Source organism: Desulfobacterales bacterium (assembly GCA_034003325.1).
Classification (GTDB): Bacteria; Desulfobacterota; Desulfobacteria; order Desulfobacterales; family JAFDDL01; genus JAVEYW01.
This window is the reverse complement of record JAVEYW010000013.1, coordinates 95,930-110,559: the sequence shown is the minus strand read 5'-3', so window position 1 is coordinate 110,559 and position 14,630 is coordinate 95,930. Positions and strand designations below refer to the sequence as shown.

12 protein-coding genes are annotated in these 14,630 nt (G+C 47.3%); 2 read left to right on the top strand and 10 right to left on the bottom strand.

Annotation, left to right across the window (positions count from 1 at the left end; genetic code table 11):
• Positions 1–104: 104 nt before the first annotated feature.
• From RBT11_14585 to RBT11_14550, 8 genes are all read right to left on the bottom strand, one after another.
• Positions 105–1,265, bottom strand: a complete 1,161-nt coding sequence (locus RBT11_14585; protein ID MDX9788008.1) for an acyl-CoA dehydrogenase family protein — start codon at positions 1,263–1,265, stop codon at positions 105–107.
• A 43-nt stretch (positions 1,266–1,308) separates the two neighbouring features.
• Complete coding sequence (locus RBT11_14580) at positions 1,309–2,445, bottom strand: acyl-CoA dehydrogenase family protein (protein MDX9788007.1); 1,137 nt, start codon at positions 2,443–2,445, stop codon at positions 1,309–1,311.
• A 21-nt stretch (positions 2,446–2,466) separates the two neighbouring features.
• Complete coding sequence (locus RBT11_14575) at positions 2,467–2,931, bottom strand: hypothetical protein (protein MDX9788006.1); 465 nt, start codon at positions 2,929–2,931, stop codon at positions 2,467–2,469.
• Between the two features lie 84 nt (positions 2,932–3,015).
• Entirely contained in the window at positions 3,016–5,397 is a 2,382-nt protein-coding gene (locus RBT11_14570) for an MMPL family transporter (GenBank protein ID MDX9788005.1), read from the bottom strand.
• Positions 5,398–6,573, bottom strand: a complete 1,176-nt coding sequence (locus RBT11_14565) for a YCF48-related protein (protein ID MDX9788004.1) — start codon at positions 6,571–6,573, stop codon at positions 5,398–5,400. It abuts the gene before it with no gap.
• 75 nt (positions 6,574–6,648) lie between these two features.
• A complete protein-coding gene (locus RBT11_14560; protein ID MDX9788003.1) occupies positions 6,649–8,025 on the bottom strand; it encodes a DUF1329 domain-containing protein in 1,377 nt (458 codons plus the stop codon).
• Between the two features lie 116 nt (positions 8,026–8,141).
• A complete protein-coding gene (locus RBT11_14555; protein MDX9788002.1) occupies positions 8,142–9,701 on the bottom strand; it encodes a DUF1302 family protein in 1,560 nt (519 codons plus the stop codon).
• Positions 9,702–9,854: 153 nt separating this feature from the next.
• A complete protein-coding gene (locus RBT11_14550) occupies positions 9,855–11,534 on the bottom strand; it encodes a class I adenylate-forming enzyme family protein (GenBank protein ID MDX9788001.1) in 1,680 nt (559 codons plus the stop codon).
• 449 nt (positions 11,535–11,983) lie between these two features.
• Here RBT11_14550 and RBT11_14545 point away from each other — a divergent pair, with 449 nt between their 5' ends.
• Together RBT11_14545 and RBT11_14540 are read left to right on the top strand one after the other, a co-directional pair.
• The gene (locus RBT11_14545; GenBank protein ID MDX9788000.1) at positions 11,984–12,259 is read left to right on the top strand and encodes a DUF4338 domain-containing protein; all 276 of its coding nucleotides are present in this window, start codon (positions 11,984–11,986) and stop codon (positions 12,257–12,259) included.
• A gap of 8 nt (positions 12,260–12,267) precedes the next feature.
• Positions 12,268–12,651: a DUF4338 domain-containing protein gene (locus RBT11_14540; GenBank protein ID MDX9787999.1), complete on the top strand. Its 384-nt coding sequence runs from the start codon at positions 12,268–12,270 to the stop codon at positions 12,649–12,651.
• 39 nt (positions 12,652–12,690) lie between these two features.
• Here RBT11_14540 and RBT11_14535 read toward each other — a convergent pair whose 3' ends face one another.
• Positions 12,691–13,320, bottom strand: coding sequence for an MBL fold metallo-hydrolase (locus RBT11_14535; GenBank protein MDX9787998.1), 630 nt, complete (start codon positions 13,318–13,320; stop codon positions 12,691–12,693).
• 340 nt (positions 13,321–13,660) lie between these two features.
• The gene (locus tag RBT11_14530) at positions 13,661–14,407 is read right to left on the bottom strand and encodes an N-acyl homoserine lactonase family protein (GenBank protein MDX9787997.1); all 747 of its coding nucleotides are present in this window, start codon (positions 14,405–14,407) and stop codon (positions 13,661–13,663) included.
• Positions 14,408–14,630 lie beyond the last annotated feature (223 nt).

Below are 14,630 nucleotides of genomic sequence, written 5' to 3'. Positions count from 1 at the left end.
CTCCAATCCCAACGTTATAACAAACGAAATGCATATAAATAGGCATTGTGCAGGTTATGCCCCTGCGTCATTCGATAAAGGCCATCCCGCCCTTCCCGGCCGACCTATATAGACCGACTGATCAATCCTTTCATTATCTCGGATGTTCCGCCGTAAAGTCGCATAACGCGAGAATCCCGCCAGAGGCGGGCGATTTCGTACTCTTCCATATAGCCGTAACCGCCGAATAGTTGCAGACAGTCATCCACAACGCTGCTGCGAAGCTCACTGTGCCAAAGTTTGGCGGCCGCCGCCTGATGAATAGTGAGTTGCTTATCAACCAGAGCTTGTATACATCCGTCAAGGTGCGCCCAGCCAACCTGAAGTTTGGTTTTTATGTCGGCTAATACAAAACGGGTATTTTGAAATTCCAGGATGGTTTTGCCAAAGGCTTTGCGATCTTTGACATAGGGAACAGTAATGTCATAGGCGTGCTGAGCTGCCGCCTGACAGGAGATCGAAATCGAGATCCGCTCTTGAGGCAACTCTTGCATCATATAAGCAAAGCCCCGGCCTTCCTCGCCAAGTAAATTTTCAGCCGGAACAAACACATCATCAAAAAACAGCTCGGCCGTATCGTTTGCGCGAGTACCGACTTTTTCCAATTTCCGTCCCTTTGTTAAGCCCCTGGCTTTTCCGTCACAAACAAATAACGAAAGGCCTTTGCCGCCCTTTTCGGTACCGGTTCGTGCTGAAACAACTGCCACATCACAACTGATACCGTTCGTGATAAATGTCTTGGCGCCGTTCAGCAAATAGCCGCCATCAGCAGGTGTCGCTTTGGTTTGAATCGCTTTTGAATCGCTGCCCGCATTCGGCTCCGTCATGCAGATGGCGGCAATGGCTTCCCCTGTTGCCATTTTAGGGAGCCACTGTTGCTTTACCGTTTCAGCACCATAGGTGTTAATATAATGCGCGACGATATCGTTATGGGGGCCAAAACCGGGACCACATGTCCCTGCCATTGACGTTTCTTCCAAAATGATCGCGTTGATTTTAAAATCAAGGCCACCGCCGCCATATTCTTCCGGTATGTCCGGCAATAACAGGCCTTGCGCGCCGCAGGCGAGCCAGAACTCACGATCTACCATTCCGACCTTCTCCCACGTTTCAACCTTAGGCAAGAGCTCACGTTTATAAAATTCTTTAACACTATCGCGAAACAGCTCGTGATCATCATTGTAGATAGAACGCTTCAGCATAGAGCCTTCCTTCCTTTCATCCAACAATTACTTTCCATTCTCTCACTTGGAATCTTTGATTCTAAAATTAGATAGACCGGCTGATTAAATCTTTCATTATTTCGGACGTGCCGGCATAAAGTCGCATGCAGCGTGAATCCCGCCAAAGTCTGGCGATTTCATATTCTTCCATATAACCGTATCCGCCGAAAAGTTGCAGACAAGCATCCGCAACGTCGAAGCGAAGCTCGCTATGCCAGAGTTTGGCGGCGGCCGCCTGGTAAACGGTGAGTTCTTTATCCAGCAAAGCCTGCAAACAGGCATCTATGTGCGCCCAGCCGACTTGAAGCTTGGTTTTTATTTCAGCCAAGACAAAACGGGTGTTTTGAAAATCGATAATGGATTTACCAAAGGCTTTTCGCTCCCTGACATATGGCACCGTGATGTCATAGGCGTGCTGTGCCGCCGCTTGAGCGCGAATCGCGACCGATATTCGCTCTTGCGGCAGCTCTTTCATCATAATGGCAAAACCTTGACCTTCCTCGCCGAGCAGGTTTTCTGCCGGGACAAACACATCATCAAAAAACAGCTCGGCCGTATCGTTTGAACGGATACCTATTTTTTCGAGTTTTCGCCCTTTTTTAAACCCATCGGCAGCGGCATCGCAGAGAAATAACGAGATCGTTTTGGCGCCTTTATCGGACCCGATTCTAGCGGCCACAATAGCCACATCGCAATTAATGCCGTTTGTAATGAAAATTTTAGAGCCATTCAGCAGATAGCCGCCATCGACGGGGGTTGCTTTGGTTTGAATCGCTTTTAAATCACTGCCGGCATTCGGCTCAGTCATGCAGATGGCGCCAATGGCTTCACCTTTTGCCATTTTGGGCAGCCAGTATCGCTTGGCCGTTTCAGTGCCATAGTTATAAATGTAGGGTGCAATTACATCATTTTGGGGCCCGAAACCGGGACCGTCAGTTCCGGCCATCTGAGTTTCCTCAAAAATGATTGCATTTATTCTGAAATCAAGCCCCCCGCCCCCATATTCTTCCGGGATATCCGCCAATAGCAGTCCTTGCGCACCGGCGGCCAACCAAAACTCACGATCCACAATCCCGTCCTTCTCCCACTTGTCAATCTTCGGCAATAGTTCGCGTCTAAAAAATTCTTTAACACTTGCGCGAAACATTTCATGATCTTCATTATAAATTGTTCTTTTCAACATCGTCATTATCCTTCTTGCTTTTTATTCAACAATAACTTTCCCTTCTCTTATAATTTTTCGTCTTTCGCTATTCCCTGGTTTTTTGGCTTTTTCCAATATCTCCAATCCGTAACCAAACGTCCCGGGTTCCTTAAACCGTAGACTTACCGTCTGACCGTAAGCTAAAAAATCGGTAAGAAAGCATCCTTCCGCTTCGATAAAACCGGATGGTGACTCACTTGCAATGATGCATGATTTTGAATTTTCATGAAAATTGATACTGACATTTTCTTTTTCAATCCAACTGACCCAGATAACACAACTGCCTTTAGGCACTTTCACCTCATTTGGATAGAGATAGATTCGGCTCTCTCCGCCGACAGTCTCTTTGGCAATTCTGACGATAAAACACTGCGCGGCATCGGATATACCGGTATAAGGCAGCATAAAAGTACCGATGACAGCCAGTATTAAAATCGCAACCAGATAACGCTTATTTCCCTTCATTTACCGTCCCCTTTTTACCATGAATATAGTCATGGCACGGTTTTCCGCGATAAGCCTCATCAAAGGCAAATGGCAGATCATTGGTTACGCCGCCATCGCAGATCCTATTTTTGCCGACCGACGCTTATACCGCACTAACAAGCTTGCCAAGGCCGGCAGCAGAACGATCGCTCCGATCATATTCACCAAAAACATAAAGGTGAGCAGGATGCCCATGTCCGCCTGAAACTTGATCGGCGAAAAGGCCCATGTCGCCACACCGACGGCCAACATCAGCCCAATCAGAATGACCGCCTTGCCGGTGGTTATAACGGTTCGGTAATAGGCCGTGGAAAGCGATAGCCCATCGCTCAGGTACGACTGCAATTGGCTGTATATATAAATTCCGTAGTCAACCCCGACACCCACCCCTAACGCAATCACGGGCAGCGTTGCGACCTTGACCCCGATACCGAGCCACATCATCACCAATTGACAAAGCGCCGAGGTCAGCATCAGCGGTAAAATGATGGCCACCATCGCTCCAACCGAACGGAAGGTGAGCAGGCAAAGCCCTGCCACGATGCCATATACCCAGATCAGCATTTTATATTGGGCTTTGCTGATAACAATGTTGGTGGCCGCTTCAATGCCCGCATTTCCGGCCGCCATTAAAAATTGAGAAGTTTCCGTAATGTTCTTGTAAGCAAACCGGTTGACCACATTAACCACGGCCTGAAGCGTCTCCGCCTTATGATCCTTCAGGTAAATGATGATCGGCGAAAGCGTCCCTTCACGATTATTGGCAATGGGCGTAGTTCTTACAGCCGATGCATTTAGCGTCTGCTGATTGCGGGGTAACCCCTTCCATTTCAAATTCCCCTCATTAAATCCCACCAGTAGTGTCTTTATTTCATCCACCAGGGAACTGGTTGATTGAACTCCCGGAAGCTGTTCAAGCCGCAACTGGAGCTGTTCCATTGCAACCATATTGGCATAAGCGCTGTTTTTCTCGGGCGGCGTTTTTACCATGACAACAAACAAATCGGAACTTGATGAGTAATTCTCCCCCATAAATGCATTGTCCAAATTATACCGTGAGTTCGGCCTGAGTTCAGGCGCACCGGGGTCCAGATCACCGATTTTCAAATTCTTACTGCCGACGATTCCGAATATAAAGAGCCCCCCCGCCACCAACACGGCCACCGATGCCGTCTTGGGACCTGTCATTTTTGCAAGAAATCCCCAAATTGGGTGTTTATCAGCCATTTCATCCTGCTGCTGGTACTCGACTTGCTTTCGGCTAACGCCCAAATATGACACCATAATCGGGAGCATCACCAGGTTGGTAACAATGAGAATGATGACACCGATGCTGGCCCCTAATGCAAGATATTGAATAACCGTCACTTGAATGACGGCCATCGTGGCAAATCCGATACCGTCAGTTATCAGTGCAGTAAGTCCCGGTTTATAGATCCTGCGAAAGGTTAATCGTGCCGCCTGAAGCCTGTCCGCCCCTTTGGCCGATTCACGGTGTATGCCGGAAAGGATTTGTACACCGTGGCTCACGCCGATAGCAAAGATCAGAAATGGAACCAGCATGGAATAAGGGTCAAGATCGAGGTGCATTATCCTCAAAATCCCCAGTTGCCAAACAGCCGCTACAATTGAGCAGACAATTAAAACGAGTGCACTTCGCAAACACCTGGTGTAGGCTAACAATATTACCATCGTGATCAGAATCGTGACGGCAAAAAAAATGGCCACCTCCCGGCTTGCGGCCAACATGTCCCCCATCACCTTTGCAAACCCGACCATATGAATTTTAATGGTATCGCTTTGGAACTTTTTACGAACCAGTTTCTCAATGCTATTTGAAAATTCCCGGTAACTAAGCGGTTTCCCGGTATCCGGATTGATATCCATAAGGGGAACATTCACAATGGTGGACTTAAAGTTGTTCGCCACCAGAGATCCAACGATTCTAGCTTTGAGAAGATTCTTTTTCACTTGCTCAAGAGTCGCAGGCGATCCGTCATAGTCATCCGGAATCACTGCGGCGCCCTCAAAGCCTTCCTCGGTCACCTCAATCCACCGGGTATTAGGTGTCCATAAGCCTTGAATGGCCCCCCGCTCCACACCGGGAATAAAAAATATCTCATCGGTGATTTTTCGAAGAGTTTCCATATACTCTTTGGTGAAAATATCGCCCTTTGTGGTTTCTACCGCCACCCTGATAACATTTCCAAAGCCTTTCAGATCTTGCTTATGCGCCAGGTAATTCACGATAAAGGGATGTTTGGTCGGAATCATTTTTTCAAAACTGGCATCCAATTGAAGATCTGTCGCCTTATATCCCAGGAAGAACGTTGTTATTGTAAAAATAATCAATAAGATAAGACGATTTTTAAAAATTAGGGATTCCAGCAACGGTGGTTTTTCATCCATCGATTTCAAGATAATTGTTTTCTCTTGTGAAGCCATCTATTTATCCCCTTGCTTGTCATCAGCGATAGGTACCTGTTTCGCTCCTCTCATGCCGACAATAACGGCGTGGCCATCCCGTGCGTCTGCCACACCAATCAGACCCACACCCACCTTTTGTTGATCAAACACAGCCGTGTCTCCAGACCCAATCAACATCAACCCGGAATAAGAAACCATCATCAGCCTTCCGTCGGAACATACGGCGCCCCCGCCCAAAGCACCGCCGGTTCCAGTCAGTATGTGCCGCCAACTTTCGCCCAAATCCGCGGAATGAGCGATGTTGCCGTTAATCCCGAAAGCGATGACATACGAATCGTTGGGGCTGGCCACAATACCGAAAAAAGAGCCTTCATAAGGGGATAACAGCGTTTCCCAATGCTCGCCGCCATCCGGCGAACGAAACAGGGTTCCGGCTTCGCCGGCGATAAAAAGCGCCCCTTTTGCTGCTTGCGTAATTCCGTTAAGATGAAGCCGATCCGGATTGTCGGTTCGGTCCCACCAGGCCTGCCACGTCTTTCCCCCATCCACCGTTCGGCAAAACTGGCCGTAAGCGCCAACAACAAAGCCTTCTCTCTCATTTTTGAACCAAACATCCATAAACGGCTCGCAGCAAATGTCATCATCAAGAGCCCGCTGAAATTTCTCCAGTGTGCGTCGGGAATCTTCCAGCTCTTTTGAAAACTTCTCGCGTTCCTCTGGCGTTGCATGGGAGAGAGCAGCCTCTTTGTTTTCAACAAGCGTCTTTGATAAAGAGGCATTGGCTTTTAAAATCCCGTGCCCATCCAATTGCTGTGTCCAACTTTGGCCACCGTCATTCGAATGCAGGATCACACCATCATGTCCGACCGCCCACCCTTTTTGAGAGACCGGGAAAAACACGGCCGTTAGCGTTAAACTTGTCGGTACCGTTGCTTGTTTCCAGGACTTTCCATTGTCCTCCGAAAAAACGATGACGCCGTGTTCTCCAACGGCCACAAGACGGGTGCCGGTATTGACTACATCCGTCAGCATTGATTCGGCTGCCTTATCGTTCTTCATCGCGGGAAGATCCAGTAGCGCCATGACGGCAAAAGCAGATGGGATTGCGCCCCAAAAAGCCGTTAGCAGCACCGCGGCATAAAACGGCCATACGCGTTTAAAGGGCGCAATTAATAATTGAGGAAAAAAGAACATACTCCCCCCTCTTGGAAAACCGGATAGGCCTCTCGCGAAAACCCCTTCAGCCTACGCGAGAGGCCGGGTTTTAAATTATTGCCCCATTCTTCTTATCTGATCGGGCGTGAAGTAGTCTTCCGGTAACCGCTGGTTGAAAATCGTCAACTTTTCAGCTTCCGTAGGATCAAAATTGGTAGCATAAATACCACTTGGCAAATCGTAATGAATATTAGTGAACGAATTTACGCCCGGCAAATCATAAGCATTCGCAGTGACGGCCATATTGGTTCGCCAGAGTTTATCCCGTCCATCAAAACTATCCGTTAAAATGAGAATATAGCTATCCTCGTCATGAATAAAGATCCGCCGACCATAACTATGCCGCTCTCCACTTTTCAAGGTTGCCTCCACCACCCAAACCCGGTGCAACTCCCAGCGAAGATACTCCGGATTCATATGGCCTTTTTGATACTTGGCGGATGGTGCCGTTTTTTCAAGCGCTTTGTAACAATTGTAGGGAATAAACATTTCTTGCTTGCGTATAATTTTCCAGTCGTATCGCTCCAGTGTCCCATTGAACATAAAGGCATCGTCATAGGTAACTGTACCGCTGAAAGCGGGGTTCGGAGTGTCATAAGCTACCGTGGGTGCCCTTCTCACTCTGCGCTGTCCGGTCAGGTACTGGTAGCTTCTCCGCGGGTTGTGCGCCAAATCGACTGAATCGATAACTAATACAATCTCGCCTTTCCTTCTTGCAGGTTGAATATATAGTGAAAGATATAAAAAATAATCTCCTTTGAAGCTTTCCAGCCCCCCTTCCTTATAATAATAAGGGTATTGCGTATTAATAGTCGAACCGCTGGAAAGAACGATGTTTCCGTCCGGCTGCACAAGAAAACAATTATAAGTAAGTGATTGCGCATCTCCCAGCCATCTTAACGTATGATTCCAGACAATCTCACCCCCTGTTTTGGGGATTGGAAACGGAACGCCGCCATAAGCGCCTGTCACATGATTATCATCGTCTATAAGCTCGGCACGAGTAGCATTTTCCTTCGTGTGATCGTAAACCCACTCTGGAGCGGCATGGGACCGGTGCGTAGGATAAACATCCAGTCTGTAGGTGTCCGGATACTTGCGTAACAGCTCCTTAACGCCGTCACTCAACTGATCACCATATTGTTCCATGTTCCCGGCATTGATGCTGAAAAGTTTTTTATCATCCTGATACGGGTCGGGGTATCGGCTGCCCGGCCCCTGATAGCCCAGCCCGGCGGGCGGTGCGGTTATTCCACCGTCCCACGCGGGTATCGTGCCCGCCGCGTTTCCTGCCCGCTCAGCCCCAAAGGGGGTTAAGGTAGTCCCTAACGCCGCCGCTTCTTCGGCAGTAACTTTGGCCATCACAACAGGCGCGGTTATCAACCAGAAGCTGATGAGTATACCAAATATAAACAATATCTTTTTGTCCATTTTTACCTCCAAGGAACCGTATCATTATTTAGAATTAAGTTAATATTTACCGAATTCACCGGGGCTGCCCAAAAAACGTCTCTTGGTTTCATTAGCTTACAAACCCTATTAATTTGCTAAAATGTATACTTTATATAGGCAGACACGTAATCTCGATCCGATTTTGCATAGTCTTGTGCGTCGCCTAAAAAGTTCGTGTAACTCAGGCTAAATTTCAAATTCAAGTCGTAGGTAAAGTCGAGCCCCATGGCGAGCTCATGTTCACGTTCCGTCCAGGTCCCAGTAAGAGCGGATTTACCTTTGACCTTGTGTTTAAAAGTAACCGGAACCTCTAGATCGACCCTGGGCAGCACACGAAAAAATTGAAACGTGGTTTTGATCAGATAGCCACACGCATCGGTATCCTTGGAAAGGTTTTCCGCTTCCAACACGGAGTTAAAACCGCCTTCGAACAGCACGATCGTGTTGTCTATAAAGGACATGGGACCAAACACGTGATATACATTTAGAAGAACCTGGACAAGATCAACTTCCTCATAAGTCGGCAACCCCGCTTTTACCTGTACCGGAAGATCCATTCGGTAGGCAATTTCACCACCGTAATTCGTATCTCCGATCGTCGTGCCGAAGCTGGCGCCGATGAGTCCGACATCCTCCGGGTACACGGTGTAGTAACCACCCGCTGCAGGGTTAATTTTTAACAGCGGAAATTTTTCATGATAATTGATGTAACACAAAGCAAATTCGGTATCATAGAAATTCTGCGCCCTGTAGCGAAGTGAAGCGCCCCACTGCCCGCCATTGCTTGGCTCCTCATCTGCTATTCGGGTAAAAGCCACCATGTTTGGCGCGCCCAGATAATAATGCCCGCCTTTATCTATCAGGTCTGAAGTGCTGAAAAATGAACCGGCTGCATCGAGTATATTTTTCTCCCACTCCCACTGGTAATATCCGGAAAGAGACAAATCATCCACAAGCGCAACCTGAAAATAGCCTGCACCGGTAGGAAGAAAAACATCCCTCAGCTCGTAGCCCGGCACGTTAATCTTCGTTGCATCCGCATAGCTCATGGCAGATGATATACTACCAAAAGTTGCAAGGGATTCCCCCCAGGAAATAACTTGCTTTCCGACACGAACCATTAAACTCCGGTCTGCTATTCGAAAGTCGCCGGAAACATAAAGGTCTCGAAGATCCCCCGACCTGCCATGAATTTGCCTGGTGTCACCGTCAAATTCATCATTTTCTGCAATACGGCCCCCCACAAAATTATTGTTTGTCGATGGAGAATCGTTTTCATTATCGGCATTATATACCAGATCATAAAAGCCATATAGGTTGGTATAAAAGGTTAAGTTTTTGATAATATATGCAACCTCTGTCGATATCGAGCCACGGTTGGAAGTCAATTTTCCTTTATCAAAATTCCGATTGCCGTCATCTCCATTGATATTACTAAGGAGTGCAGAATCAGGGTCCACCAAGCGCATGGAAAAACCGTAATTTAATGTGGTTTTAATGTCGAGATTGGCATCCCCAGGCATGTCTATATTAATTGCGTATGCTGCAGATGCAAGGATTCCAGACAAGACAAGGTTAAACACCACCAGACTTACCGATTTGATACACCCCTCCCAAAAGTGCACCAGACCCATTCTTTTTTCCTTCGTCACCATCTTCTTCCTCCTCCTCTACGTTTTATGGGTTCATAAATCGATCCGGCAGGGAAAAAACCGCCCCGTCCGGCCGTTCCGCGATAACAGCCTTTACAGATTGTTGACTGACCTTCCGATTCAATGTATTGATCTTCCGTCGCATGGGCATTAACGCTATTGACAACTTTCTTCTTTTATTTTTTTTGCAATCAGTTTCTCCAGCTTAAGTTTGTCAATCTTTCCCGCTACACCAAATGGTATTTCATCTATAATTTCTATTCGTTCCGGATACTTCATTTTCGCCAACCCTTTGTTCCCCAGAAACGTAGCCACTTCACCCAAGGTTAACTGCTCTCCTTCATTAAGTGCTACAAAGGCACAGGCTCTCTCATGTAAAACAGGATCCGGCATTTTCACTATTGCCACCTGGCTAATTTTAGGATGTGTTATTAAAATTTCTTCTATTTCTCTTGGAAAGATATTTAAAGCGCCTCTCAAGATCATATCCTTTGATCTTCCGGATAAAACGAGATGGCCTCTCTCATCGAATTTCCCCAAATCCCCTGTCCGCTGATACCCTTTCCATTTACCACCCTCAATCCACGCCTCTGCCTGGTATTCCGGCTGGTTATAATAACCATGATGCATCGACCATATATATACCTCTCCGATATCACCCTGCGGGACTTCATTGCCCTCGCTGTCAACTAATACAATTTTATGGCCCGCAGGAGGTGTCCCTATTGTATGAAGCAGCTCGTCCTTATTCATCCAGTAATTTAAAGATGCAATGCCGCCGGATTCGGTAGTACCATATGCGTTTATAACTTTTACGCCCTTGTCTATTAATAGAGATGATATCTCTTTAGATATGGGCCCACCTGCCGAAGCAAATTTTATCAAACTACTCAAGTCGTACTTTTCCGCGAACGACCCCAGAAGCGCCCTTTCGCCCAAAGCTGGAACCCCTCCCCATACCGTTATTTTTTCTTCCTCTGTTAACAGTAGGGCACTTTCATCGCTGTAATGGGTCTGAAAAACAACCGTGGCACCCACATGCAACGGCATCCATACGTATGCCTTCCCGGCAGTGCCGCTAAGAGGGCCGAACAAAAGGGTCCTGTCGCGACTGGTAAAATTTGCTTTCTCGGAATAGCTACCCATAAATGTTTGAAAATAGTAGGAACCGTGAACAACAAGCTTCGGAAGGCCTGTGCTTCCAGAGGTCTCAAGGATCAACCACGGATCGTAGACACCAACTTTTAAAGCATCTAGATCTTCCGGTATAAATTTCTCCATAATTTTTGGATTAAGCAGTTCAGAAACAGATTCCGTTCCTTCAGGGACATTCTCTCCAACCACATAAATCTTTTTTAATTCAGGATGCTGCTTTTGATATTCTTTATACCATCTCGCGATATCCCTGCCGTGCCAGTCAGCAACGATAATTGCGATTGTCGGCTTTACGTGTTCAAGAATTCCTTTTGTTTCAGTCTGCCCAAAATCCACATGATTGCTTAAAAACCAGCATCCTATTTTACTTGCGGCGATAAAGGCATAATAGTGCTCAATGCAATTTGGTAGTTGACAAATGAGCATTTCACCCTTGAACAAACCGGCTTCCATCAGGTTGAAAATATGCAAATTGATGTCACTAAGCGCTTGAGGCCACGTTTTTCTTCGTCTTTTTGACGCCTCAACGCCGTAGAGAGTGTCGACAAGCGCTTCTTTCTTGGGATAGGCAAACGCATTTTTCTTTACCCAGTCGTACTCGGTGCTCATATTGTAAAACCGTCGGCCGCCCAACTCTCTGCATTTATAAATCATATCGGGGGTGAACAGGGTTCTCATCATTTTACTCCTTCATTAATTTTTAACTTATTCTTGACTATACTCAAACAATCATTGATCATTATAATATTATACTTGCTCAGCATGTATTTAAAAAAACGGGAGCAAACCGGCAAACAGACACATCGATCCGTAAACACTCAAAACTTAGGCTATGCGTATAACAACGGCATGATGAAATAGAAGAATTATGCGCTGTAATGCTTTCCAAATACCAATATCCAGTCAGCTTGAAATGCCCTAAAATTTCTTTATATATGTTCCGCAAGGAACAAGTGAGCTTCGGTTCTTCCCGCTGTCCTAATAGGTGTCTCTTCATGCCACGGTATTTACCATCGGCTCAAGCTACAATGTCTCATAAAAGTAAAGCTTCGGTACACTTTTGAATAAATGTACTATAATTTTTTTCTGAAATTAGAATTGCATTGTAACCAAAAGGTTGGAAGTTTCGAATGCGGCAGTTGCGTTGCCTCATCAATTCGCCTCACGGTTGGCTTGACGGTTTGGGATTTGCGGCGGCCGCTCTGCAACTGGACGACCGCGATGAGTGGATCGGCTGGAATGGCGAACAGCGGCAAGCGCATCTGGATTTGGTGGTGGGCATGAGCCGTTTTCTGATTCGTTCGAGTGTGCAATGTCGGAATCTGGCCTCCAAGGTGCTGGCCATGAGTAGGCGGTTTAACCCGAGGATTTCGAGCGGCGATTCGGCTACAGGCCCAGCCTGGTAGAGAGTTTCGTGGATACCGATCACTATGCTGGGACGTGCTACAGGGCTGCAAGTTGGATCGAAGTGGGAAAGACCAAGGGGCGGGGCAGGCAGGATCGTTTTAAACACTCGACGCTCAGCAGGAAGGCGATCTATGTTTACCCCATCGACAAAGAGTTCAGAAAACGAATGGGATTATCCGCCGATGCCGGTCTCGGTGCACTGACTCCGGATGATGAGTTGGCCTGTGAGCATTGGGCGGAAAACGAGTTCGGCGGCGGCGCCTCCCTTGGGGATGGCCGGCTGAGCAAAAGGCTTGTGAGTGTGGCGGAAGATAAAGCACAGATGCCCAGTGTTGTGTTCGCCTATATATGGGCAAAGGGTAACGGTAGTCAGCCTTTACCCTTACGATGAAGGCGCCGGTAATGCCAGCGGCATTGTCTCATCATAAAATTATGCCGGTTTCAAAACCACCACATCCATCTCGCCGGAAAGCGCCGCCTTCACTCTTTCGGCATCGCTCACCGCTCCCACAACGGTTCCGTAATGCATCGGAATGACAACGCGGGGCTTGATGGTACGAGCCGCCTGAATGGCTTCATCAGCCGTCATCACATAGGTGCCGGAAACCGGGAGCAACGCGACATCGATTTGAAGATGCTTCATTTCCGGTATGAAGTCGGTATCCCCCGCATGATAAACGCGCACCCCGTCGATTTCGACGACAAATCCAAGCCACCCGTTCGCCTTTGGATGAAACGGCTTGCCTATATTATAGGCCGGAACCGCAGTAATAGTCACCTCCCCGATCATCACCACATCGCCCGGCGTGACCACCCGTACATCACCAGAGAGCTTTGCCGCAGAATTCTTTTCCGTAACGATCACGGTATGGTCCTGTTGAATACGCGCGATGTCATTCGGAGAGCAATGGTCAAAATGCTCGTGACTGACCAAAATGATATCCGCTTTCACGGTTGAAGACGTCTGAAACGGATCGATATAGAGGGTTCGAGACCCGTCAATTCGAAATCCATCATGCCCCAGCCAGACGATTTTCTTTAAAAATGATTCTAACACCATTTGTCCACCTCCGGTGCTGATAAAGAATCGCTATTGGTCTTCGCGTTACGCTCCTTATTTTATTCACCATGTATTTTAGCGTTTAATCCATTCAAGGCCAATAGTCAATTAACCGTGTTTAGAAACAACCCAATGGAATAAAAGCACTTTCTTAAAACCCAACGGGAATTTCAGCCATACCGGGCAAAACGTCCAGGGAAAAAGCAAGTCCCCCGGGCACTGACTCATGGGGCATCGTCCTTTATCGGAAACATGCACGAAAAAGCGTGTATCATTGGAGAAGGTTGTTAGCTGCCAAGCATCCCAGCATCCCAGCCGCCCAGCTTCCGGCTTTGCCGGATTAAGGGATCGTATCCACCGACGCAAACGCGGGCTCGTGAAGCGGCAGCAAAATATCCGCCGCTTCTTTTATTTTCAGCATGATATCATAAGCCTCATAGACGTTGACATGGGTTCCCGGCGGGATCACGTCCATCTCCATGGCCTTGATTTCAACGGGCGGGTCAAAATTTTCGTTGATAACACAAAAGCCGGTAATAACCGCCTTGCCGGACGGGGTGTCAATAAAGACGGACAGGCCGCCCGCGGTATGAACCGGCGTATGCACGCAAGTGATTCCCGGTAGTATCTGGGTATCGCCGTGAACGGTTACAATCTGGCCGTTATCTTCAACATCTTCGATAAAGTCCACCAGGTAGCGATAATCCAACGGGTGCGGATTGTGTATGGTCTCAAGTTCTTTTTCATGTACGATAAATTTTGCATTTTCGCATTTATAGTCATTTTCACAATGATCATTGTGAAGGTGGGTATGAATAATCAGATCAATATCCTTCGGCGAAAGGTGCCAACGCGCCAGACCCTGCTCAAAGGTATAAATTTGACCTCCGACGGCTTTTTGCCTTTCCGCGGACTGAATCGGGTTCATTTCCCCGGTATCCACAAGAATTTTTTGGTCACCGCCCTCAATATACCAGCAGTAAATCGGAATTGTATACAGTTGACCGTTTCCGTATTGGTAGGTCATCATGCTTTTATCAAACACCTTGGTTCCCATGACAAGGGGATGAATTTTATATTGAGTCATTTTTCAAATCCTTATGCCCGCTTTGCTGAAAAGCCGCTGGTTCATAGCCGCTAGTTTCAAGTAAACGCCTCGTCAGCGAATATACCCTTTTTCAGTTTCATGACACACAAATTACTTTTCATATAACCGCTGACCCTATATATTGAATGAACAAAAGAAAGCGATTTGTCAACCATTCCAGCCCGGCATTCGCGGGTCTGATAAAACATGAAAGGAGCCGCTG